General features: G+C 61.4%; 21 protein-coding genes and 1 pseudogene. 19 read left to right on the top strand and 3 right to left on the bottom strand.

All coding sequences use genetic code 11. From position 1 onward, the window contains the following. Nucleotides 1-173: 173 nt before the first annotated feature. Complete coding sequence (locus tag C7477_RS13835; protein WP_110753113.1) at nt 174-1,769, bottom strand: ABC transporter substrate-binding protein; 1,596 nt, start codon at nt 1,767-1,769, stop codon at nt 174-176. A 228-nt stretch (nt 1,770-1,997) separates the two neighbouring features. After that, nucleotides 1,998-3,146: a mandelate racemase family protein gene (locus tag C7477_RS13830; RefSeq protein WP_110753111.1), complete on the bottom strand. Its 1,149-nt coding sequence runs from the start codon at nt 3,144-3,146 to the stop codon at nt 1,998-2,000. A gap of 188 nt (nt 3,147-3,334) precedes the next feature. Between C7477_RS13830 and C7477_RS13825 the strand changes: the two genes are divergently transcribed. From C7477_RS13825 to C7477_RS13775, 11 genes and pseudogenes are all read left to right on the top strand, one after another. After that, nucleotides 3,335-4,108 carry a FadR/GntR family transcriptional regulator gene (locus tag C7477_RS13825; RefSeq protein WP_110753109.1) on the top strand — a complete coding sequence of 258 codons (774 nt, stop codon included), beginning with the start codon at nt 3,335-3,337 and terminating at the stop codon, nt 4,106-4,108. Between the two features lie 257 nt (nt 4,109-4,365). Further along, complete coding sequence (locus tag C7477_RS13820; RefSeq protein WP_110753107.1) at nt 4,366-5,388, top strand: ABC transporter permease; 1,023 nt, start codon at nt 4,366-4,368, stop codon at nt 5,386-5,388. 74 nt (nt 5,389-5,462) lie between these two features. Beyond that, nucleotides 5,463-6,272 carry an ABC transporter permease gene (locus tag C7477_RS13815; RefSeq protein ID WP_425373578.1) on the top strand — a complete coding sequence of 270 codons (810 nt, stop codon included), beginning with the start codon at nt 5,463-5,465 and terminating at the stop codon, nt 6,270-6,272. A 1-nt stretch (nt 6,273) separates the two neighbouring features. Next, nucleotides 6,274-7,113 (top strand): ABC transporter ATP-binding protein, encoded by an 840-nt coding sequence (locus C7477_RS13810; RefSeq protein WP_110753103.1) that lies wholly within the window; start codon nt 6,274-6,276, stop codon nt 7,111-7,113. Between the two features lie 50 nt (nt 7,114-7,163). Continuing rightward, nucleotides 7,164-7,877, top strand: a complete 714-nt coding sequence (locus tag C7477_RS13805) for an ABC transporter ATP-binding protein (RefSeq protein ID WP_425373577.1) — start codon at nt 7,164-7,166, stop codon at nt 7,875-7,877. A 108-nt stretch (nt 7,878-7,985) separates the two neighbouring features. Continuing rightward, nucleotides 7,986-9,055 (top strand): annotated as a pseudogene (locus C7477_RS13800) (LacI family DNA-binding transcriptional regulator). Between the two features lie 5 nt (nt 9,056-9,060). Then, nucleotides 9,061-10,662: an FAD-dependent oxidoreductase gene (locus C7477_RS13795; RefSeq protein ID WP_110753097.1), complete on the top strand. Its 1,602-nt coding sequence runs from the start codon at nt 9,061-9,063 to the stop codon at nt 10,660-10,662. A 30-nt stretch (nt 10,663-10,692) separates the two neighbouring features. Further along, nucleotides 10,693-11,964, top strand: a complete 1,272-nt coding sequence (locus C7477_RS13790) for an ABC transporter substrate-binding protein (RefSeq protein ID WP_110753095.1) — start codon at nt 10,693-10,695, stop codon at nt 11,962-11,964. A 10-nt stretch (nt 11,965-11,974) separates the two neighbouring features. After that, nucleotides 11,975-12,907 carry a carbohydrate ABC transporter permease gene (locus C7477_RS13785; RefSeq protein WP_110753093.1) on the top strand — a complete coding sequence of 311 codons (933 nt, stop codon included), beginning with the start codon at nt 11,975-11,977 and terminating at the stop codon, nt 12,905-12,907. Next, nucleotides 12,897-13,739: a carbohydrate ABC transporter permease gene (locus C7477_RS13780; RefSeq protein ID WP_110753091.1), complete on the top strand. Its 843-nt coding sequence runs from the start codon at nt 12,897-12,899 to the stop codon at nt 13,737-13,739. Before C7477_RS13785 ends, C7477_RS13780 begins: the two co-directional genes overlap by 11 nt. 15 nt (nt 13,740-13,754) lie before the next feature. Next, complete coding sequence (locus tag C7477_RS13775; RefSeq protein WP_110753089.1) at nt 13,755-14,807, top strand: ABC transporter ATP-binding protein; 1,053 nt, start codon at nt 13,755-13,757, stop codon at nt 14,805-14,807. 4 nt (nt 14,808-14,811) lie between these two features. On the opposite strand, the gene C7477_RS13770 is transcribed toward C7477_RS13775, so the two are convergent. Further along, on the bottom strand, nt 14,812-15,522 hold the full coding sequence (locus C7477_RS13770) for a FadR/GntR family transcriptional regulator (protein ID WP_110753087.1): 711 nt from the start codon (nt 15,520-15,522) through the stop codon (nt 14,812-14,814). A gap of 293 nt (nt 15,523-15,815) precedes the next feature. Here C7477_RS13770 and C7477_RS13765 point away from each other — a divergent pair, with 293 nt between their 5' ends. From C7477_RS13765 to C7477_RS13730, 8 genes are all read left to right on the top strand, one after another. After that, a complete protein-coding gene (locus C7477_RS13765) occupies nt 15,816-16,754 on the top strand; it encodes a tripartite tricarboxylate transporter substrate binding protein (protein ID WP_110753085.1) in 939 nt (312 codons plus the stop codon). A 45-nt stretch (nt 16,755-16,799) separates the two neighbouring features. After that, nucleotides 16,800-17,294 (top strand): tripartite tricarboxylate transporter TctB family protein, encoded by a 495-nt coding sequence (locus C7477_RS13760; RefSeq protein ID WP_110753083.1) that lies wholly within the window; start codon nt 16,800-16,802, stop codon nt 17,292-17,294. A gap of 11 nt (nt 17,295-17,305) precedes the next feature. Continuing rightward, a complete protein-coding gene (locus C7477_RS13755; protein ID WP_110753082.1) occupies nt 17,306-18,793 on the top strand; it encodes a tripartite tricarboxylate transporter permease in 1,488 nt (495 codons plus the stop codon). Nucleotides 18,794-18,877: 84 nt separating this feature from the next. After that, complete coding sequence (locus tag C7477_RS13750; protein WP_110753080.1) at nt 18,878-20,041, top strand: mandelate racemase/muconate lactonizing enzyme family protein; 1,164 nt, start codon at nt 18,878-18,880, stop codon at nt 20,039-20,041. A 50-nt stretch (nt 20,042-20,091) separates the two neighbouring features. Then, nucleotides 20,092-21,831 (top strand): L-arabinonate dehydratase, encoded by a 1,740-nt coding sequence (araD, locus tag C7477_RS13745; RefSeq protein ID WP_110753078.1) that lies wholly within the window; start codon nt 20,092-20,094, stop codon nt 21,829-21,831. 10 nt (nt 21,832-21,841) lie between these two features. Next, nucleotides 21,842-22,738: a dihydrodipicolinate synthase family protein gene (locus C7477_RS13740; RefSeq protein ID WP_110753076.1), complete on the top strand. Its 897-nt coding sequence runs from the start codon at nt 21,842-21,844 to the stop codon at nt 22,736-22,738. 128 nt (nt 22,739-22,866) lie between these two features. Further along, the gene (locus C7477_RS13735) at nt 22,867-23,118 is read left to right on the top strand and encodes a CopG family ribbon-helix-helix protein (protein ID WP_210206152.1); all 252 of its coding nucleotides are present in this window, start codon (nt 22,867-22,869) and stop codon (nt 23,116-23,118) included. Further along, nucleotides 23,115-23,423 (top strand): type II toxin-antitoxin system RelE/ParE family toxin, encoded by a 309-nt coding sequence (locus C7477_RS13730; RefSeq protein WP_245411843.1) that lies wholly within the window; start codon nt 23,115-23,117, stop codon nt 23,421-23,423. The genes C7477_RS13735 and C7477_RS13730 overlap by 4 nt, the downstream gene beginning before the upstream one ends. The last annotated feature ends 5 nt before the right edge of the window (nt 23,424-23,428 follow it).

The following is a 23,428-nucleotide window of genomic DNA, read 5'->3' as shown; positions in this document are numbered from 1 at the left end:
GATTCGCCCAAAACAGCAAGGAAATAAGGGTTAACAAATCCCTATGCTTTCCCTACCCCGATTCCGCTCGGTTAGCCGCGGCTAACTTCAGGAACCGGAGCAAGAAACATCGGTTAGCCGCGGCTAACCGGAAACGCGTTGCGCCCGAACCCACAAGAGCGCTGCCGCAGCCTTTACGACTTGCTGACCCACTCGAAGCGTGACAGCCACGGGCTGGCGACGACGCCATGGACGGTTTTCCGGAACGCCGCCGTGTCCAGGACCTCGGAGAAGGGCTGGATCGGCATCGGATGGGCGTCGATATAGGTCTGAATGTCCTCGTAAGCCGCCTTCTGCCTTGCCGGATCGGCTTCAAGCAGGGCGCTTTCTACCTTACGGTTGAGTTCCGGATCATAATAGCTCGCGCGCCAGCCCTGATAGTTCGTAAGCTTCGCCTTGTCGGAATTATCAGGATTATAGGCAAGCGCGCGCAGATTGTTGTCCGGGTGCGGCTGCTGGCCGCCGCCGCCGCGGCCGATCAGCAACTCGAAATTGCGATCGCGCATCGCGCCGTAAATGGTGTCGCCCGAACCGCTGATCATGCGCACGCGAAAGCCTCCCTGTTCCAGCGTGTTCTGGATCGCCGTTGCGGCCTTTGAGAACGGCTCTTCCGAGAGGAAGCGCAAGGTGACGTCCATGCCGTTGGAATAGCCCGCTTCGGCGAGCAATGCGCGGGCGCGGGCGATATCGAGCTTGTACCCCGGGTCGGGCAGCGAGCCGATGATGCCGGTGCTGATCGGGCGCTGCCGGAGCGTGCCGAAATAGGGCATGACCGCGCGGTTCACGCCCTCATAGTCGATCAGATGGCGCAGCGCCCGCAACACGCGCGGGTCCTTGAAGCGCTCATCCTTCATCGAGGCGGCGAGATAGTAGAAGCCCGAGCCATAGGCCGTTTCGATCTCGATATCAGGATCGGATTCGAGCGCCCGCAAATCCGGAGACTGCATGGAATAGGCGACATCGATATCGCCCTTTTCCAGCATCAGCCGCTGCGTCTGCGATTCAGGCAGATGGCGGAACAGGATGCGGCGCATGGCCGGCTTCGGCCCCCAAAAGGCGGGATTGCGCGTCATGATGACATATTCGTTCGACGCCCATGCGCTCAAGACATATGGCCCGGACCCGGCTGCATTGGTGCGTAGCCACGCCGCGCCCCAATCGCCGGCCACCTCGTGTTTCAGAACGGTCTGCTTGTCCAGAATGGTGCCGAAGCCGTTCTGTGCAAGGATCATCATGACCAGCGTTGGATCATCAGGCTGGGGCAGGTGGAGGATAAACGTATGCGGGCCTTCGGCCACGAACAGTTTCTCTGCGTTCCCGGCCTTGAAGCCCCGCGTTTTCAACGCCGACGCCTGCGCCAGATTGAGCGCGAGCAGGCGCGTCAGGCTCCATTTTACATCCTCGGCGGTGACCGGATTGCCGGACGAAAAGCGCGCATCCGGGCGAAGATAAAAGCGCACCGTCATACGGTCCGCCGAAATCTCCCAGCGTTCCGCCAGGCGAGGGCGCAGGCTGCGGTCCTTCGGATCGAGAATGACAAGCGTGTCGTAGATGTTGTTCAGCACCTGCACCGTCTCGCGCCCGGTAATCCCGGCAGGATCGAGCGTCAGGATGTTGTTCATCGTCGTCGCCACGACCAGCTGGTCATCAGGCGTGCCGGCATGCGCCGGAACGACAGCCGCGCTTGCGAGCAAGGCGACCAGCACCATGCTTTTCAGAAAGACGTTCATGCACCTTCTCCTCCCTTCCATGTCGAACTTTTCAGAGCATTTCATATTCGCACGGAAACAACTGTGCGCCCTTCACCCCCGTGGTTCGAGGCTTAGCTCACGCTCGCACCTCACCATGAGGGTGAAGGGTTGCAACGCCGCAGTAGCCCTCATCCTGAGGTGCGTAGTGGAGCGAAGCGGAGCGGAGCCTCGAAGGGCGAGGGCGCTTGGCGATTCCATTAAACAGCTCTAGCCCACGCGGTTGTTTTCGATGAAGTCGAAATTGATGTCCTCGCCAAGGCCCGGACGGTCGGGGACATGGACGAAGCCGTCCTCGTCCATCGGGTCGGACAGCGAATTCAGGTAATCGTGCCCGTCATCATATTCGAGGAAGGGATGCAGAAGCCCGCGCTCGTACCAGCGGCAGTTCTTGGACGCGGCGACCACATGCAGGTTCATCGCGGTATTGCCGTGGACCTCGCATTCCATGCCGAAGCATTCCGCCATCCGCATCGTCTTGATCGCGGGCGTGATACCGCCGACATCGTTCACGCCGGTGCGCAGGATATCGCAGGCCCCGGATCTGACCCATTCGGCGCGGTGCCAGTGCTTGCCCGCCGCGCTTTCCGGGCCGACCACCGGAATATCGAGATTGTCCGCCAGCCATTTGTAGGACGACATCGACTGCTCATCCATCGGTTCTTCGATCCAGTCGAAGCCGAGCTTTTCCAGTCCGCGCCCAAGTTCCAGCGCGTCCGTGCGGGAATACCAGTGAAAGGCGTCGATCATCAGGCGGATATCTGGGCCGACCGCCTCGCGCACCGCGGCGCAGGCTTTCAGGTCCATCTTCACGTCCGGCGCCCAACTGACCGGCGGCATCCAGGTATGCAGCTTGATGCCCTTATAGCCGCGCTTGACCAGCGTTTCGGCAAAGCGGCCGTAATCCTCAGGGGTAGCGAGGCCGCCCGGCAACTCATCGCCGCACATGATCGAGCCATAGGCGAGCACCTTGTCACGATAGGCGCCGATCAGCTTATGGATGGGCTGACCCAGCGTCCGCCCTGCAAGGTCCCACAGCGCGCAATCGGCCACGGCGAGCGTGCGGTCGGTCAATTGCGCCGCCGATCCGCGCTGCCAATGCGCCAGTTCCTGCCAGAGCCGCTCGCGGTCGCGGTGGTCCTGCCCGATCAGCACCTTCTTCACGAATTTCTCGATCACATGGGGGCGTACGATCTCCGGCGCGGTGAAGGAGTGGCCTTCATGGCCGTCCTCGGTCCGGATCGTCAGCAGCGCCTGCCGCACCTTATGCGGCGGCCCCGGATGTGCATGCCCGGCGCTGTCCGAATGCCTGCGCGTCGTGGTTTCGAACAGCCGGACCTGAACGTCGGTGATGATCATGAACTTCCCTCGATTGCATGGCCCGGCGCGCGGGCGATTGCCGCGATTAATGGAGGGCGCGGGAAAAGTTGTCAACAATCTGTATTACATGTTATGGATATTGTCCTGCAGATTGCCGCGACCTGCCGATTGCACGGTCGTATTGCCGTGTGCTTTGAATGCGGGCGCCGACAGATCAGGAGTGAACCATGCAGCCCGGAGGAACGCAGTCGATGGTGCACCGCATCAGCGGCGATTTGCGCCAGGCGATCGAGACCGGGGCGTATGCGCCCGGTACGCGCCTGCCGAGCGAAAAGGATCTGACCGAGCGCTATGGCGTGAGCCGCACCGTGGCCCGCGAGGCCTTCGCAAACTTACGCGCCGATGGGCTGGTGGAATCGCGCAAAGGGGCGGGGGTCTTCGTTCTGGAGCGGGCGCCGCTGCAATCGCCGTTCTCAGGGCTGAATGTCGACAGGATCTCGTCCGTTATCGAACTGCTTGAGCTGCGTACGGTTTTCGAGGTCGAGGCGGCGGCTTTCGCAGCGGCGCGGCGTTCGGCCTCGCAACTGGAAAAGATCATCGACGCGCATCGCAAAGTTGCCGAATGCCTGCGTCTGGGCCTGTCGACGCGCGATGCGGACTATGATTTCCACCATGCCATCGCCGAAGCGACGCAGAACCGGCGCTTTCCCGAATTCCTGCAACTGATTCGTTCGGGAATTATCCCCCGCGGCGAGTTGCAGGGCGCCCCCGTCGGAGAGCGTCCACGCGATTACAATCTGCATCTCGAGGAAGAGCACGGGCGAATCGTCGATGCCATCATTCAAGGCGATTCCGCGCTCGCCCGGCAATACATGGCCGATCATTTGCGCGGCTCTATGGAGCGTTATCGCGCGCTTCTCCTCAGTCGGGCGACCCGGACGGATGGGGAAAACGAGCTTCCAGCCCGCAGCGGCGGCACGCCACATGTTCGGCACTTGTAATACATGTTTGGATAGGCTAGGGTGCCTCAATTCGGGAGGAGCCGATGCCAGAAAATCACCATTCAGTTATCGTCAGCAGGCCCGGCAAGCCGCGTCAGGTTCTCACCCGCAACGCCGAAATATAGCTTCACCCCACGCCGGGATGATTTTGTAATCCACCGGCATGGCAGGAGCTTTTCGCGTTCTCGGATACGTCCGAGAATGACGGTGCAGAGTGAGCCGCTCTAATAAGTCAAGATAACATCGAGGGAGGAGCGATGTCTTTGGGGAAGGCACGATTTCAAGGGCTCCGGCAGCAGGCGGTGTCGATTGCGGCCACCCTGTTCGGGCTGCTTTTGCTGACATTCGTCATCGGCCGCGTCATGCCTGCCGATCCGGTCCGGGCGATGATCGGCGAGGATGCCAGTCAGGAAACCTATGAGCAGGTGTACCGGCAATTGGGGCTGGACCGCCCGATGTGGGAGCAGTTTGCCGTCTATCTGAAGAACGTCGCCACCGGCGATTTCGGCACCTCCATCCGCACCGGCCACCCGGTCATCCAGGACATCCTGCACGTTTTCCCCGCGACCATCGAGCTGGCGACACTCGCCATCCTGCTAGGCGCGGGGCTCGGCATTCCGCTCGGCGTGCTGGCGGCGGTCAACAAGGACCGCTGGCAGGACCATGCCATCCGGGTGTTCAGCCTGATGGGCCATTCGATGCCGATCTTCTGGACCGGTATGCTTGGGCTTCTCGTCTTCTATGCATGGCTCGGCTGGGCCGGCGGCAGCGGGCGGATGGATTTCTTCTATACCGGCGAAATCCCGACGCCCACTGGATTTCTCCTCATCGACAGCCTGCTTGCCGGACGCATCGACATTTTCCTCTCCGCGCTCCGGCATCTGATCCTGCCCGCGCTGCTTCTGGGCTATGCCTCCTCGGCCTATATCACCCGCATGGTGCGCAGCTTCATGCTGGACCAGCTGGGGCAGGAATATATCGTCACCGCGCGGGTCAAAGGCCTGTCGAAGCGGCAGACGATCTGGCGGCACGCCTTCGCCAACATCCGCGTCCAGCTCATCACCATCGTGGCGCTGGCCTATGGCTCGCTGCTCGAGGGCGCGGTGCTGGTGGAGACGGTCTTTGCGTGGCCCGGCTTCGGGCAATATCTCACCAGCAATCTGATCATCGGCGATATGAACGCGGTGATGACCTGCGTGCTCCTCGTGGGCGTCATCTTCATCGCGCTCAACATGTTGTCCGACATTCTTTACCGGGTATTCGATCCGAGGACGCGCTAATGGCCACTACCGACACCGCTCATACGCGCCGTATCCCTTTCATCGGTCAAGCCATCAGCCTGTTGCGCACGCTGATGATGAGCCCGACGGCTGCTTTCGGGTTGATCGTTATCTCCATTCTCTGCCTCACCGCGCTTTTCGCGCCCCTCATCGCCACCCACGATCCTTACATGCAGAACCTCGACAATGTGCTGCAGCCGCCCGGCAATGGCCATCTGTTCGGCACGGATGAGCTGGGCCGCGATATCTTCAGCCGAGTTGTTCATGGCGCCCGCATCAGCCTCACGATCATCGCGCTCGTCACTGTCATCGTCGGGCCCGTCGGGCTGCTCGTCGGCACGACGGCCGGCTATTTCGGCGGGCGCTACGACACCATCATGATGCGCATCACCGACATATTCCTGTCCTTTCCAAGCCTCATCCTGTCGCTCGCCTTCGTCGCGGCGCTGGGCCCGAATTTGCGCAACGCCATCATCGCCATCGCGCTCACCGCCTGGCCGCCCATCGCGCGTCTCGCCCGGGCCGAGACGATGACCATCCGCAGGGCCGATTACATAGCGGCGGCGCGGTTGCAGGGGGCCTCCAGCGCGCGGATCATTATCAAATCCATCGTGCCGATGTGCCTGCCCTCGGTCATCATCCGCCTGACCCTCAACATGGCGACTGTGATCCTCACCGCTGCGGGCCTTGGCTTCCTCGGCCTCGGCGCGCAGCCGCCCCTGCCGGAATGGGGCGCGATGATCGCGACCGGACGACGCTATATGATCGACAGCAGCTGGCTCGTCCTCTTCCCCGGCATTGCGATCGTCAGCGTCAGCCTCGCCTTTAACCTTCTGGGCGACGGCTTGCGTGACGCGCTCGATCCCAAGCAGAAAGGACGCTGAAATGAGCGATATTCTGCTCGACGTGCAAAATTTGAGCGTCCGCTATGGCAATGCCGGGAGCGATGCGGTGAGGCGGGTTTCATTCACACTTGGCCGCGAGCGGCTTGGCATCGTCGGTGAAAGCGGGTCCGGCAAATCCACCATGGGCCGGGCGCTGATGCGGCTTCTGCCCGATGCGCGGATCGGCGCCGACCGGATGGATTTTCTGGGAACGGACCTCCTCAAGCTCAGCGAGGCGGAGATGCTGAAAATCCGGGGGCGGCAGATTTCCATGATCCTGCAAGACCCGCAATATTCGCTGAACCCGATCCACCGCGTCGGCGACCAGATTGCGGAAACGCTGCTCCGGCATTTCAAGATATCGAAACGCGAGGCGCGTGAGAAATCGCTTGATATGCTGGAGGCGGTGAAAATCCGCGAGCCGGAACGGGTCTATAGCCTCTACCCGCATGAGGTGTCAGGCGGCATGGGGCAGCGGATCATGATCGCCATGATGCTGCTTGCCGATCCGCGCATTGTCATTGCCGATGAGCCGACCTCAGCCTTGGACGTGACCGTACGGCTCAGCGTGCTCAAGATCCTTGAGGATCTGGTCAGGGAGCGCGGCATCGGGCTCATCATCATCAGCCATGATCTGAACCTCGTGCGCAATTTCTGCGACCGGGTAATGGTCATGTTCGCCGGGCGCGTTGTCGAAACCCTGGCCGCCCGCGATCTCGACAATGCCAGCCACCCCTATACGCGCGGCCTGATGGCGGCGCAGCCCCGTATCGGCGGCCCGCGTACACCGCTGCCGGTGCTCGACCGCAGCGCGCCATGGAGCCGGGAGATTCAATCGTGAGCATCGCCGTCACTGCGAACAATCTGTCGATCACCTTCGGCGCCACCAAGATGCTGCCGGATGTGTCCTTCCATGTCGAGCCCGGCGAGTGTTTCGGCCTCATTGGCGAAAGCGGGTCGGGTAAATCGACCGTTCTGCGCTGCATTTCGATGCTGAACGGCTTCTGGACCGGCGATATCAGGCTTGGCGGCACACCCGTTCGCGACATGGCCCCGGTTGAACGCTGCCGCATGGTGCAGATGGTGTTTCAGGACCCCTATGGCTCGCTGCATCCGCGTCAGTCGATCCGCACCGCCTTGAGCGAACCGCTGCGTATCCACGGCCTCGACCGCCGGGAAGGGCGTATTCGCCGGGCGATCGCCGATGTCGGTCTGCCGGTCGATTTCCTTGACCGCTACCCGCACCAATTGTCCGGCGGCCAGCGCCAGCGCGTCGCCATCGCCCGCGCGCTGATCCTCGACCCCGCGCTGCTCTTGCTCGATGAGCCCACCTCGGCGCTTGATGTCTCGGTGCAGGCGGAGATCCTCAATCTGCTCACCCGGCTGCGGCAGGAGCGCGGCTTCACCTCCATCATGGTGACGCATGATCTGGCGGTCGTCTCCTATATGTGCGACCGCTTTGCCATCATGCAGCGCGGCGATATCGTCGAGGTCCTGAACCGCACCGCGCTGGAACGCGCCGAGGCGGTGCATCCCTATGCCCGAGAACTGATCGAAACGTCGCTGGCCTATGAGGGACGGCATCTGCTGCCCGGCACGCAATGAGGCGATGGCGCGCGAACGTCCCTTGACACGCCCGCTGAAAATAGTGCTAATGCGCATTAACAGCTAATACGTATTAGCAAATTTTTGCGCTTTGGGGAGGAGCACTGCGTGGCAGGGAACAGGCGGCTCACTCAGAATGATATTGCGAAACTGGCCGGTGTCAGTCAGGCGACGGTCTCGCTTGTTCTGAATGGCGCGCCGGCGACTCTCGCGCGTATTCCGCAGGAAACCCGGGAACGGGTCCAGCGCGTCATTCGCACAACGGGATATGTCGCCGATCCGATCGCAAGGCGCATGGCGAAGGGCCTGAACCGGATTCTGGGCGTGTTCACCTACGAACCGGCATTCCCGAGCGAGCAGGCCGATTTCTTCGCGCCTTTCCTGCTCGGCATAGAGGAAGCGGCGCAGCAGCAGAATTACGATCTCCTGCTCCTGACCAGCGCAGGCGTGGGTGGCAACCGCAAGATCTTTTCCGAGGGCAACCGGCTGAGGATCGCCGATGGTTGCCTGGTGCTGGGCCGCGAATTCGACCGCAAGGAACTGGCTCGGCTGGTGGCGGAGGATTATCCATTCGTAGCAATCGGCCGCCGTGAGGATGCCGGCGGACCCGTTCCTTATGTCGGCGGCGATTATGCCGCGGCCACGCGGCAGCTTGTCGAGAAGGGGAGGGCGCTCGGTCATATGAGGCTCGCCTATATCGGCCCGGATGGCCCTGCCGAATCCATCGTCGACCGCTGGCGGGGCTTCGCCTCCGCGCTGGGGGAGGGGACCGAGCTTGTCCTCCATGTAAATGACGTCAACCGGCCGGCTGGCGAGATACTCGATGCGATCCTTGGCAGTGGCGCTACGGCGGCATTCTTCATCGAACTGGCGGATGCGGTCCGCGTCGAAGCGCTCGCACGCGAACGCGGGCTTTCCGTGCCGCGGGATTTTTCCATGATCGTGCTTGGCAGCCATATCCGCGCCAGTCGCAGCCCTGTGCGCTTCACCTCCTACACGATCCCGCGCGAGGAGATGGGACGGCAGGCGACCGCCATGCTGGTGAACCGCATCGAGACCGGCAGCGCCGGCGACCAGATTCTTCTTACCTGCGATCCGGTCGAGGGCGAAACCCTTGGGCCGGCCCCCTCGAACCTGCCCCGCTTGGGCCCTGCAATAAGACGGATTTAGACAATTGAGAGAGATGCGAGCAGATATTCTTGTGGTGGGTGGCGGCCTCGGCGGCGTGGCGGCGGCGCTGGGCGCCGCGCGCGCCGGTCGTAGCGTCATCATGACGGAAGAATACGACTGGATCGGCGGTCAATTGACCAGCCAGGCCGTGCCTTCGGACGAACATACATGGGTCGAGCAGTTCGGCATCACGCGCTCGTGCCGCAAATTGCGCAACGGCGTGCGGCAATATTACCGTGACCACTACCCGCTGACGACAAGCGCGCGCGCCTGGGGCGACCTCAATCCCGGCGCTGGCTGGGTCAGCCGCATCTGCGCTGAACCGCGCGTCAGCCTTGCCGTCATGGAAAGCATGCTGATGCCCTACATCGGCTCGGGCAGGCTCAAGGTGTTGCAGCCCTACCGGCCCGTCGCGACCGATGTCGATGGTGACACCGTCCGTTCCGTCACGGTCCGGCATCGCGATAGCGGCGCGAAGATCATCATTTCCGCCGATTATATTCTCGACGCTACCGAGCTTGGCGATCTGTTGCCAATGACCGGCACGGAATATGCGAAAGGCTTCGAAGCCCAGTCCGATACCGGCGAGCCGAGCGCGCCGGGAGTGGCCCAGCCGGACAATGTCCAGGCCGTTTCGATCTGCTTTGCGATCGATCACGTCGATGGCGACCAGACGATCGACAAACCGGACAATTACGACTACTGGCGCGAGGTCCAGCCGCATTTCTGGGGTGGCCCGCTGCTTGGCTTCACCGCGCCGCACCCGCGTACGCTGGAGCATACCACGCGCTCGTTCACGCCTAATCCCGATGACGATCCGCTGCTGGTCGATGCCGACCAGCGCAAGGGCGGGGGCGATGAGAACCTCTGGACCTTTCGCCGCATTGCCGCGCGCAACAACTTTGCGCCGGGCTTCTACAAATCCGACATCTGCCTCGTGAACTGGCCGATGATCGACTACATGGACGGCACGATCATCGATATCTCCGAGGAAGAGAAGGCGCAGCACCTGAAATCCGCCGCCGATCTTTCCTATTCGGTGTTCTACTGGCTGCAGACGGAGGCTCCGCGCCTCGATGGCGGGCAGGGTTTCCGTGGCCTGCGCTTGCGCGGCGACATCACCGGTACCGAACACGGGCTCGCCATGGCGCCCTATATCCGCGAGAGCCGCCGCATCAAGCCCGTCACCCGCATCGTCGAGCAGGACCTGTCCTACACGGTACGCGGCGACAAGGGGGCGGTTCGTTATCGTGATAGCGTCGGCATCGGCATGTACCGCATCGACCTGCATCCCTCTACCGGCGGCGACAATTATGTCGATGTGCCGTCCTGCCCGTTCGAAATTCCGCTGGGCGCACTCATACCCGAACGCGTGAAGAACCTGATCCCGGCAGGCAAGAACATCGGCACGACGCATATCACCAACGGCTGCTATCGCCTGCATCCAGTCGAATGGAACATCGGCGAAGTGGCCGGTATGCTCGCCGCTTATTGCCTTGAGAAGGGGCTTACGCCGCATCAGGTGCAGGAAGAGGACGCGCGCCTTCATGATTTCCAGACGGCGCTGACCCGCGAGGGCATTGAAATCCGGTGGCCGGAGGTCGCTGCTTACTAAAATTAACCCATCTTTGGAGGAAGAACGGGAATGGCATATCATAGAACATGGAAATCGGCGGTGGCCGCGATGGCGATTGCCCTGCCGCTCGGTTGGAGTGGCATTGCCCAGGCGCAGGAGGCGGTCAATCTGCGCATGACCATCTGGAGCGCCAACGAGGCGCATCTGAAGCTGTTCAACGAGATTGCCGCAGGCTTTAAAAAGGACCATCCTGATGTCAGCGTCACCTACGAGTCGCTGCCGTTCGATACCTATACGACGGCGCTGACGACCCAGATCGCCGGGGGCAATGCCCCTGACATGGCCTGGATATTCGAGACCTCGGCCTATGATTTCGTCAAGTCCGGCGCTCTCTACCCGCTGACAGACACGTTGAATGCGGCAAAGGGTTACAATCTTGACGAAGTGAGCCCCGGCGCCACCGAGCGCTGGTCGCAAGATGGCAAGCTCTACGCTTATCCGTTTTCCACCTCGCCCTTCGCGATGTTCGTCAACAACGATCTCATCAAGGCAGCCGGCGCAAAGACACCGGCGGAGATGATCGCCGCTGGCGAATGGACCTGGGAGAACGCCATCGCCGCCGCATCCGCCGTCGGCAAAACCGGCAAGGGCGGGCTGATCGTTCGCGATTTCAACTATCAGAACTGGCAGTACCTGACATCGGTCTGGAACGGCTGGGGCGCCTCGCCATGGAGCGAGGATGGCAAGACCTGCAGCATGGCCGAAAAGCCGATGGCCGACGCGGTCTCGTTCATTCACGACGCCATCTTCGCCAAGAAGGCGATGCCCGGTCCGGGCGAAAATGTCGATTTCTTCGCCGGCAATGCGGCGATGACGATCACCCAGATCAGCCGCGCCTCGCTGCTGCCGAAGGACAAGCCCTTCGCCTGGGATCTTGTGCCGCTGCCGAAGGGACCGGCGGGCGAATATGCGCTGATCGGGCAGGCCGGCATCGGCGTCATGCAATCGGGCAAACACGTCGAAACGGCCGCGCAATTCGTCGCCTACATGACCAATCCGGAAAATTCGGCCAAGCTCAGCCAGTTCTTCCCCTCGGCGCGCAAATCCCTGCTCAATGCCGAAGTGCTGGAGAAGACCAATCCGCTGCTCAGCCGAGAGCAGATCGAAAAGGTGGTTATATCAGGCATCGCGACAGGCAAGGTCATGCCCGGCCATACCGGCTTTGCCCAGATCCAGCAGACGGTGCGTTCCAATCTCGATGCCGTCTGGCGCCCCGAAGCGGATGTTCCCGGCACGCTCCAGAAAATCTGCGGCCAGCTCGGCCCGCTTCTGCGGCGCTGAGGAGCTTGCAATGGCTGTCACGCCGCATCACGAAACGTCAAGGGGCCGCTCCTCGCAGCCGTTCTGGACGATGGCGCGGCGCGACAGCCTCGCCGGCTTCCTGTTCATCGCCCCGCAGCTGATCGGCATCGTCATTTTCGTGCTGATCCCGCTCGCGCTCGTCTTCTGGTATTCGCTGCACGAGTGGAACGTGCTGGCAAATACCTTCACCTATACCGGCGCGCAGAACTACCGGATGGTGATTGAGGATACCAATCTTCGCGAAGTGCTTGGCGCGACCGCGATCTTCTCCGTCGGCCTCGTCGTCCTGAACATGTCACTGGCGCTGTTGCTGGCGGTCCTGCTCAACCAGAAGCTTGCCGGCATTGCCGTGTTCCGCACGCTGTTCTTCTCGCCGGTCGTCGTTTCGCTCGTCGCCTGGACGATCGTCTGGGGCTTTCTGTTGCAGAAGAACGGCGGCATCAATGGCATGTTGCAGGTTTTCGGTATCGAAGGGCCGAACTGGCTTCGCGAGGAGACGACGGCGATGATTTCGGTCATCGTCGTGCAGGTCTTCAAGAATGTCGGCCTCAACATGATCCTGTTTCTGGCGGCGCTGCAGGGCGTGCCGAACGAACTTTACGAGGCGGCGCGCATCGACGGCGCGCCGGCCTTCAAGCAGTTCCGCCGCATCACGCTGCCGCTGATCAGTCCGACCATCCTGCTCACCTCGATCATCACAATCGTGGGTTCGCTGCAGGTGTTCGCGCAGATCGCAATCCTCACCCAGGGCGGCCCCGGCCTTTCGACCACGGTGCTGGTCTATTACCTCTACCAGCAGGCCTTCCAGTTTCATTTCTTCGGCTACGGCTCGACGCTGTCGATCCTGCTCTTCGTCATCGTCGCGGTGCTCACCTTCGCCCAGTGGCAGCTTCGCAAGAGGATCGTCTTCTATGAAAGCTGACCTTTCCCCCCGCATGAAGGTGGCGCTCTATGGCCTCATGTGCGTGCTGCTCATCCCCTTCGTCTTTCCGACCTGGTGGATGGTGACCTCGTCGATCAAGCCGATCAGCGACATCTTCGCCTTCCCGCCACACCTGGTTCCGCAAAGCTACGACTGGACGACATATAGCAAGGTGTTCGAGCTACAGCCCTTCGTGCGGCAATACTGGAATTCGGCCTATATCGCGGCTATGGTCACAACAGGCACGATGATCGTCTCATCGATGGCGGGCTATGCCTTCGCGCGGATCAAGTTCCCGTTCGCCAACACGGCCTTCATGATCGTGCTGCTCGGTCTTCTTATCCCGTCGGAGGTAACGATCGTGCCGCTGTTCCAGATGTTCCTGAAGGCCGGCATGGTGAACACCCACTGGCCGCTGATCCTGGTGCCGATCTTCGGCGCGCCAAGCGTGTTCGCCACTTTCGTCATGCGGCAGTTCTTCGTGACGCTTCCGCCTGAACTGGAGGAAGCCGCCCGTGTCGATGGCCTCGGACGCTTCAAAATCTTCCGCAAGATCGCGCTGCCGCTTGCGAGACCCGCGCTGGCGTCGGTGGCGATCTTCACCTTCCTGCATTCCTGGAACCTGTTTCTTGAGCCAATCGTGTTCCTGTCGAGTGCCGAAAAGTTCACGCTGCCGCAGGCGCTCACCCAATATACCGACGCCTATGGCGGCCCGATGTGGAACATCCAGCTCGCCGCCGCCACGCTGACGGCGCTGCCCGTTCTCATCGTCTTCATCATCGCGCAGAAGCAGTTCGTCGAAGGGCTCGCGCATACCGGCCTCAAGGGCTGAACAACGGATCCCATCATGGCAGACGTAACCCTTTCTGAAATCCGCAAGAGCTATGGCACCGTCAAGACCATTCATGGCGTCGATCTCGATATCCGTGACGGCGAATTCGTCGTTCTCGTCGGACCGTCCGGCTGCGGCAAGTCCACGCTTCTCAGGATGATCGCGGGGCTGGAAACGATCACCGGCGGCACGCTGAAGATCGGCGGCCGGGTGGTCAACGACCTCGATCCCAAGGACCGCGACATCGCCATGGTGTTCCAGTCCTACGCGCTCTATCCGCATATGACGGTCGCGACAAACATGGGCTTCTCGCTCGAGCATCGCGGCGCCGGCAAGGCTGCGATTGCAGAGCGGGTGAACTGGGCTGCCGGCATCCTCGACCTGACGCATCTGCTCGACCGCTATCCCCGCCAGCTCTCGGGCGGCCAGCGCCAGCGCGTCGCCATGGGCCGCGCCATCGTGCGCAATCCGCAGGTTTTTCTCTTCGATGAGCCGCTTTCCAACCTCGACGCCAAGCTCCGGGTCGTCATGCGCGGGGAGATCAAGGCGCTGCACCAGAAGCTCAGGACCACGACCATCTATGTCACCCACGACCAGGTGGAAGCCATGACCATGGCCGACAAGATCGTAGTGCTGAATGCCGGCAAGGTCGAGCAGATCGGCGCGCCGCTCGATCTTTATGACCGGCCCGCCAACCAGTTCGTCGCCGGCTTCATCGGCTCGCCGTCGATGAATTTTGTCGAGGGCACGATTACACCGGAGGGATTTGCCGCGCCGGGTATCGTTCTGCCCCTGCCGGCTTCAGCCAAAGGCCTTGAGGGTCAGCGGACCATTTACGGCATCCGTCCCGAACATTTCTCGATCAATGACGGCGGCGTCGCAGCCGAAGTAGTGTTGGTCGAGCCGATGGGATCGGAAACCCAGGTGACAATGAAATTGGGCGCGACACAGATTATCGGCGTCTTCCGCGAACGCGTATCGCTGGAACCGGGCCTGACCATCGGCGTTCGTCCCGATCTCGCGAATGTCCATCTGTTCTCAAGCGCCGACCGCCGGCGCCTGAACTGATTCTTCAGGCGCCGACAAAGACGCGTCGCCGCGCGCTCTCGATATGGGCGCGCATCGATGCTCGCGCGCCTTCGGCATCACCAATGGAAATAGCATCGAGGATGAGCTTGTGTTCCTCATACACCAACGCGCTGCGCCCCTTTGTCGAGTGGGCGAGCGTTCGGGCTATCCTTGTTCCGACATGCAGCGCGACCGTCGCCGCCTTGACCGCCGAGAAATAGTAACTGTTCTCGGTTGCAGTGGCGACGGCCACGTGAAACGCAATGTCGTCTTCCGCCGCAATGTCGTCCATCTGCATCGCTGCGACGCGCAAACGCTCGACAACCGCCTGGATATCCGCAATTTTGGCACGTGATTGCCTTTGAGCCGCGAGATAAGCCGCCTCGCCCTCGACACCGACCCGAAACTCGTAACAGCGCTGCAGATCGGCAATGCTGCCGGGCTCGGCAAACTCGATCACCGAACGGCTGGGGGCGCTGATGACCCGCGTTCCTGCTCTTGGCCGGCTTTCGATCAGCCCATCGATCCGCAGGCGAAGCATAGCCTCGCGCACGACGGGCCTCGACACACCAAACCTCAACGCGAGGTCAATTTCCGGAGGAAGCTTGGCCCCCACCGGCCAGTCGCCCGTGCTGATCGACTTATATATCTGTTCATAAACCCCGTCGCTCAGCGAACCCGAAGCATTGCCGGCACGGTCGAGTGGTCCTGACATCACGCGTCGCTCCTTCCTGGATGAACGCTCCCATCCGCAGTTTGTTTATTACAGCCGTCCGGTGGGCCGCAAGGTGCCGACCGGCTGTATTTGTATGTCAATATTCTATTGGTAAGACTATTGACAATGGCCGCTATGCAGCCCTACTAATTTTCCGAAGTTGGGAGGAGCCAGCTCAAAATTCGACCTGCGCCCTGTAGGGGCTGACGCCCGCATCATTTTGCGGCGCAGGCGGAGTTTTGCTCGTGCCATGGGGCTGGGATGCCCCGATTGTTCTTGAGGGAGGAAACATCATGTCGAAAATGTTGACGGGCCTGCTTTGCCTGGCGCTGCCTTTCATTCCGCAAAATGCATTCGCACAGGTCGATTACCCTGTTGGTTCCGTGCGAATTATCGTGCCGGCAAACCCCGGTGGCGGCACGGATGCCGCCGCGCGCATCTTTGCCGACTATTTTCAGCGTAACAGCGATGCGGTGACTGCCGTGGTCAATCAGGCCGCCGGCGGCGGCGTTGTGGCCGCGCAGACAGTGTCAACGGCAAACCCGGACGGGGCGACGCTGCTTTTCTTCCATGCCGCTTTCCACACCGCCAATCTGTCCGGCAATTCACCGTTCAAGTGGGACCAGTTCACCCCCATCGCCACCGTAACGGAAAGCAATGAAGTTTATGCTGTGCGCGTAGACACGCCCTACAACACGCTGGCCGATTTGATCGCGGCGGCGAAAGCCAATCCCAACACGATGAGCATTGGCACCCAGCTGGGTGGCACCACGCAGGTCAAGGCGCAGGCATTGAATGCGGCGGCAGGCAACACGATGCGGATCGTGGATGCGGGCACCGAATCTGACCGCGTCACCGCGCTGCTTGGCGGCCAGATCGACGTGATCTCGATGAGTGTCGGCGTTGCAAGGCAATATGTGAAGGCCGGGCAGATGAAAGCGCTGGCTGTCATGAACAAGGTGCCCGACGCTACCGCGCCGGAGATTCCCACCACCGTCTCGCAAGGCGTCGATATCTCGCTGCCTCTGGTGCAGACCGTCTATGGACCGAAGGACATGGACCCGGCGGCGATTGCCGCCATCGAAGCATTGATCAAGCAGATGGGTGAGGACCAGGCGTTCAAGGCGCTCGTCGAAAAGCAAGGCCAGACCGTGGCACTGCGCAATGCCACGGGAACCTCGCAGTTCCTGAGCAATGAATACGCGACGATCCAAAGCTACTTCACGAAGTGACGTGACAGAGGGCCAGCTTGGTATCGGCCCACGCATAAGGAGGAAATGATGCCTGAAGACAGGGTGATCGGCACCGTTCTCGCCATTCTGGGCGTCGCGATGACGGCCTACAGCATGACGATACCTGCGCCGTTTGCGTCCAGCGGCGATCTGGGCCCCGCGGTGTTGCCGCAGCTTCTTGGAATCCTGATGACGATACTCGGCCTCCTGCTGGCACTTCGTAAACCGCGCACCCAGCCGGGTGAGGCGACCGAGGAAAGCTTGCCCGCAGACGAGCAGGTTGTGCGGATCGCAGCGCCCAGCCGTAACAGGCAGATCCTGCTCGGCGTGGCGCTGGTGGCCTTCATCGCTTTGTTCGACAAGCTGGGATTCACGCTTTCGGCGGTGCTGTTCCTGATGGCGACGATGGCGCTGCTCGGCCCTTTTACCCGCGCCCATTTGATGCGCGCCGGGGGGCTGTCGCTCAGCGTGGCCCTGGCTCTTGGATATATACTCAACGGCCTTCTGGGCCTGACGATCCCTGGCGTTTGGATCGGTTGACGGAGTACAGCATGTTCGAGCTTTTCCTATCCAGCTTCGGCACTTTGTTCGAGCCGCAGACCCTGCTGCTGATGGCGCTCGGCGTCGCCGTGGGCCTGATCTTCGGCGCGCTGCCGGGGCTTTCGGCCACGATGGCGGTGGCGCTGCTCTTGCCATTGACCTTCGCGATGGCGCCGAACACCGGCATCGCCATGCTGGTCGGCGCTTATATCGGGGGCGTCTCGGGCGGCCTTGTCGCGGCGACGTTGCTGCGCATCCCCGGCACGCCATCTTCCATCGCCACGACATTCGACGCCTATCCGCTGGCGCAAAAAGGCTATCCGATCAAGGCCCTGGCGACCGGCATGGTGGCGAGCGCGGTGGGCGGCATCCTTGGACTGGTTGTGCTTGTGGCCTTTGCCCCTGTCATCGCACGTTATGCCATCCAGTTCGGGCCGGCCGAATATACTGCGCTGACGGTAGCGGCGCTGATGCTGGTCATCGTGCTGTCGGAATCCGACATGATAAAAGGGCTGATCGCGGCAGTGATCGGTCTGTCCATCGCAATGGTCGGTTTGGCTCCGATCGGAGGGACCGCGCGGTTTACCTTCGGCAATGTCGATCTGATGGCTGGGATTAGCATAATCCCCTTCATGGTCGGTCTTTTTGCCGTATCGCAGCTTTTGCGCGACGGCACCTCTCCCGGCATTTCGATGCGCAGCGGAAAGCAGCTTCACGGCGGTGGTATCAAGGCCGTGGAGTTCATCGCCAATATTCCGAATATGCTGCGATCGGCCGCCATCGGTATCGGTATCGGGGTCCTTCCGGGGATCGGCGGATCGGCAGCGAACCTTGTCGCCTACGGCGCTACACGGTCCGCCGCGAAAAATCCCGAGGAATTCGGCAAGGGCAGCGTTGCCGGCATCTACGCGCCGGAGACCGCGAACAACGCGGCTGTTGGCGGTGCCCTGCTGCCGCTCCTTACGCTCGGCATCCCCGGCGATGGCGTGACTGCGGTCATGATCGGAGGGTTCACCATCCATGGCCTGCAGCCCGGCCCGATGCTGTTTCAGAGCAGCCCGGATCTGATTGCGATGATCTATGCGGCTTTCCTTTTGGCGACAATCATGCTGCTGGCGCTCCAGCTCGGCACGATCCGGCTGTTTCCCAAGATCCTGATGGTGCCGCGCCATTATCTGTTGCCCATTCTGGCGCTCCTCATGGTCATCGGGGTTTATGCCTCGGAATACCGCACCTTCGAGCTGTGGCTGATGCTGGGTTTCGGTGTTCTTGGCTATGGCATGGAAAAATATCGTTTCCCGCTCGGACCCGCGGTGCTGGGCTTCGTGCTGGGCGGCATATTGGAGACCAATTTCCGCCGGGCGCTGATGTTCGCGGACGGTGATTGGAGCACTTTCGTCACCCGCCCGATCTCTGCCGCGCTGCTGGCGGCGGCGGCGCTGTTCTTCGCCTTCAGCATGTGGAGCGCCACGCGCATGAAGCGAAAGAATGCCATCTGACCTGCATTGCCCAAGCGAGCCGGAAACCGTCCATCAACGAGACTGCCATCCCGCGACCGACGCGGAAGCCGAACGGAATTTATCATGAAGATTTCTCGCATCACCCTCACCCCCATCCAGACCCACCGCCGCACCGGGTCGATCAGCTCGCATCTTATTCTGCAGATACACACCGATGAGGGGCTGACGGGGCTGGGCGAAATTTCCGACCTCGACTGCTACCGGATGTACATGCCCGATGTGGATGCGGTCCGGCTGGGTATCGAAAAGATCGTCCTTGGCCGCAATCCCTTCGCCATTCAGTCGATCCATACCGAAATGGCGAAATACCTGCACAACTACTTCATGTCGGCGCCCAGCTATCCGCCGTTCACGCCTGCTTCGCAGATCGCCGCAGGCATCGACATGGCCTGCTACGACATCGTCGGCAAAGCGTTGAATACCCCGGTCTACAACCTGCTGGGCGGGAAGACCCGTGACGCGATGGAGATTTGCTATCCGCTGTTCCAGGTCAAGGCCGAGGAAGATTACGACCGCAATCTGGGCTACATCGAAACGCTGCTGAGCCAGGGCATCTCGCGCTTTCGCTACTATGTCGGCGTGGATTTCCAGAAGGATGAGACGTTCCTTGCGTCCGTGCGCGATCGGTTTGGCGACCGGGTGATGCTGAAAGCCCTCGACTTTCAGGCTCGCCATTACTGGAAAGACACGCTGCGCGCCTATGACCGGCTGAAACAGTTCGGCTTCGAGCTGATCGAAAGCCCCAGCTGGCGCGAGGATTTCGACGGCATGTCGGAACTGCGCCGCCGCGTGGACGTCGAGATCTGCGAGCATTGCTCGTCCGCGTCGCAGGCCATGCAGATGATACGCGCCGGCGCCTGCGATGTTTTCAACATCACGGTGAACTCGGGCGGGTTGCTTCAGGTGAAAAAGCTGATGGCGCTGGCGGAGCTTGCGGGTATCCGCGTCCTGATCGGCACCACGCAGGAACTGAGCATCGGCAGTGCGGCTCATGCCCATCTGGGCGCCTCGGTTCCGGAACTCCATGTCGCCTCCGATACGGTGGGGCCGCTGCTCTATGTGGAGGATGTGGTCAAGGAACGTATTCGGTTCGAGGGCAACCGCCTGATCGTGCCGACCGGACCCGGTCTGGGAATGGAACTGGACGAAGACGCCTTGGAAACCCTCCGCGCGCCTTTGGTTGAATGGGAACGTGCCGCACATGGCGCGGGGTATGTCTCGCATTGAGCGTGATGCTCCCGATGAACCACACGCCAGATTGCAGATAGGTCGCCACCATGACGCCGGTTAGAAAATCTCCCCACGAACTTCGCAGTGCGCGCTGGTTTGGACCAGATGACCTGCGCAGCTTCGGACACCGTTCGCGCTTGATGCAGCTCGGCTACTCCGAGGCGGATTTCCTGGACAAGCCGCTGATCGGCATTCTCAACACCTGGTCTGAGCTCAACTCCTGCCATTCCCATTTCCGTGAACGGGCACAGGATGTGAAGCGTGGCGTGGCGCAGGCCGGGGGCTTTGCGGTTGAGATGCCCTCGCTCTCGGTGGATGAGAGCTTCACCAAGCCTACCGCGATGCTCTACCGAAACATGCTGGCGATGGAAGTCGAGGAGATGATCCGCTCCCATCCGCTCGACGGTGTGGTGCTGATGGGCGGCTGCGACAAGACCACGCCGGCCCTGGTGATGGGGGCGTTGAGCGCAGGCATTCCGTTTATCTACCTGCCGGCCGGCCCGATGCTGCGCGGACATTACGCGGGCAGGATCTTGGGATCCGGGTCGGATGCGTGGAAATATTGGGATGAACGCCGGGCGGGCAATATCTCCGATACCGAGTGGCTCGGCATCGAGGGCGGTATCGCCCGGTCGGCAGGCGTTTGCATGACCATGGGCACGGCGTCGACCATGACGGCGATCGCCGATGCGATGGGCCTGACCTTGCCCGGCGCGTCGTCCATTCCTGCCGTCGATTCCGGCCATCAGCGCATGTCTGCCGATTGCGGACGCCGTATCGTCGGCATGGTGTGGGAAGATCTGACTCCCGATAAAATCGTCACGGCCCCGGCTGTGAACAATGCTGCTATCGTGGCCATGGCCACGGGGTGTTCCACCAATGCCATCGTCCACCTGATCGCGATGGCGCGCCGCGCGGGCGTTGCGCTGGACCTCGATAGGCTGGACGAACTTGGGCGCACCACCCCGCTGATTGCCAATGTCCGCCCATCAGGCAAAGATTATTTGATGGAAGATTTCTTCTACGCCGGCGGTCTGCGCGCACTGATGAAGCAGATGGAATCGCGGCTCGATACCTCCTGCATCACCGTCACCGGCAAGACTTTGGGTGAGTGCCTGGAAGGCGCGCAGGTCTATAATGACGACGTCATCCGACCGCTTTCGAACCCCGTCTATGCGGAAGGCTCGCTCGCTGTGCTGCGCGGCAATCTTTGCCCGGATGGCGCGGTGATCAAGCCGGCGGCTTGCGATCCGAGGTTCCATGTCCACGAAGGGCCGGCGCTCGTTTACGACAGCTATGCCGAGATGAAGAAGGCTATCGACGACGAAACCCTCGAGGTGACGCCCGATCATGTTCTGGTGCTGCGCAATGCCGGACCTCAGGGCGGTCCGGGAATGCCGGAATGGGGTATGCTGCCCATACCCAAGGCGCTGATCAAGCAGGGGCACCGCGACATGCTCCGCATATCGGATGCGCGGATGTCGGGCACCTCCTATGGCGCCTGCGTGCTGCATGTGGCGCCCGAGAGCTTTATCGGCGGCCCGCTGGCGCTGCTCCAGACAGGCGATATCGTGCGCCTCGATTTGCCGAACCGCAGGCTGGACATGCTGGTGGATGAGGCGGAGATCGCCCGCCGCCGTGATGCCTGGATTCCGCCGGCTCCGCATTTCCATCGCGGTTGGGGATGGATGTTCTCCAAACACGTCACCCAAGCCGACAAGGGCTGTGATTTTGACTTTCTGGAGCGCAGCTTTGGCAGCGCTGCAGGCGAACCCGACATTTACTGAGGAACCCTCAATGACACTCACTCTCGATCAGGCCCTGACCGGCATTTCCGGCATTCTCGTCACCCCCTATGACGAGATGGGCGACATCGCGCCGCAAAGATTGGCCCCCATCATCGACCGCGCCATTGGCGCAGGCATGCATATGCCCGTCGTCAACGGCAATACCGGCGAATTCTATGCCCTGACCACGGATGAAGCCTGTACCATGGTACGCGAGGTCGTCGCGATGGTCGACGGTCGCGCGCCGGTCCTGGCGGGCGTGGGGCGCGGCGTGCGGGACGCTTGCCGCTTGGCAAAAGCATCAGCTGAAGCAGGAGCAACGGCGCTGATGATCCATCAGCCGCCCGACCCCTTCGTCTCGCCGCGCGGCACGGTCGATTATCTCAAAGCGGTGTCCGATGCGGCTGGTCTGCCGATGATGCTCTATTTGCGCAATGACGCAATCGGTACCAGGGCCATAGCCGATCTTTGCTCCGTGGAGGGTGTCAAAGGCGTAAAATGGGCCACCCCCAACGCGCTGAAACTGGTGGACGCCATCTCAGCTTGCGACCCATCACTTGTATGGGTCTGCGGCCTTGCCGAAGTTTGGGCTCCTCCGCTTTATGCTGTCGGCGCGCGCGGCTTCACCTCTGGACTGATCAACATTTGGCCGGAACATTCCGTCGCTATTCACGCCGCTCTTGATGCAGGCGATTACACCGCGGCCAATGCGTTGATCGCCCAAATGAAGGATTTCGAAGAAGTAAGGGCCGAGGAGCTTAACGGCACCAACGTGACCGGAGTCAAGGCGGCCCTACAGGCACTTGGCCAGGACTGCGGCCCGACACGCCCCCCCTCCGCATGGCCGCTGACACAAACCCAGCAAGGGCGCTTGAACGAATTCCTGCGCCAAATGCAGCAAAGCTGAAGGCATTCTACGCTCGCTGCTCCGCGAAACGGGCCTTCTCGCCAAATGAAAATAAGCCATAGCATCTTGCGCACTTGGATTTGGCAAAACAGATGATATGATTACACCTGATTACAATGGAGTACACCATGTCGCAGCGCGCCGTATCCGAACCGATCACCATCCGCACATCCAAGGTCTCGGAGATCGACGCCTTGGCGAGTGCGATGGACCGTTCCCGCAACTACATCGTTAATCAGGCGATTGAGCAATATCTGGAAGCCAACGCATGGCAGGTGGAGCGGATCACAGCCGGGATCGCCGCGGCGCGTGAAGGTAAGGTTCTGCCTGCCGATGAGGTCTTTGCCGGGATCGCCGCGAAGCACGGCTGGTCGCGTTGAAAAACTTGGTCATTGCTGAGCCCGCCGCCCACGATCTTGGAGGGATCGTAGATTACATCGCGCTGGACAATCCAATTGCTGCTGAGGGCGTCTACCGAGAGATCATGAAGGCGGCGCAGAAGCTGCCCCAGTTCCCTGGCATTGGTCGCCCCGGGCGCCATCCCGAGACAAGGGAGTTGGTCGTTCCGGGCCTGCCGTATCTCATCGTCTACGAGGTTGGGCCGGAGACGGTGACGATCTTGGCCGTATTCCACACCGCGCGCGATCTTGCACGGGTGATGCGCGACAGGATGATGCCGTCGTGACATCT

Origin of the sequence: Paramesorhizobium leguminum (assembly GCF_003217235.1) — a bacterium.
GTDB lineage: Bacteria > Pseudomonadota > Alphaproteobacteria > Rhizobiales > Rhizobiaceae > Paramesorhizobium > Paramesorhizobium leguminum.
This window is presented reverse-complemented; position numbering and strand designations above follow the sequence as displayed.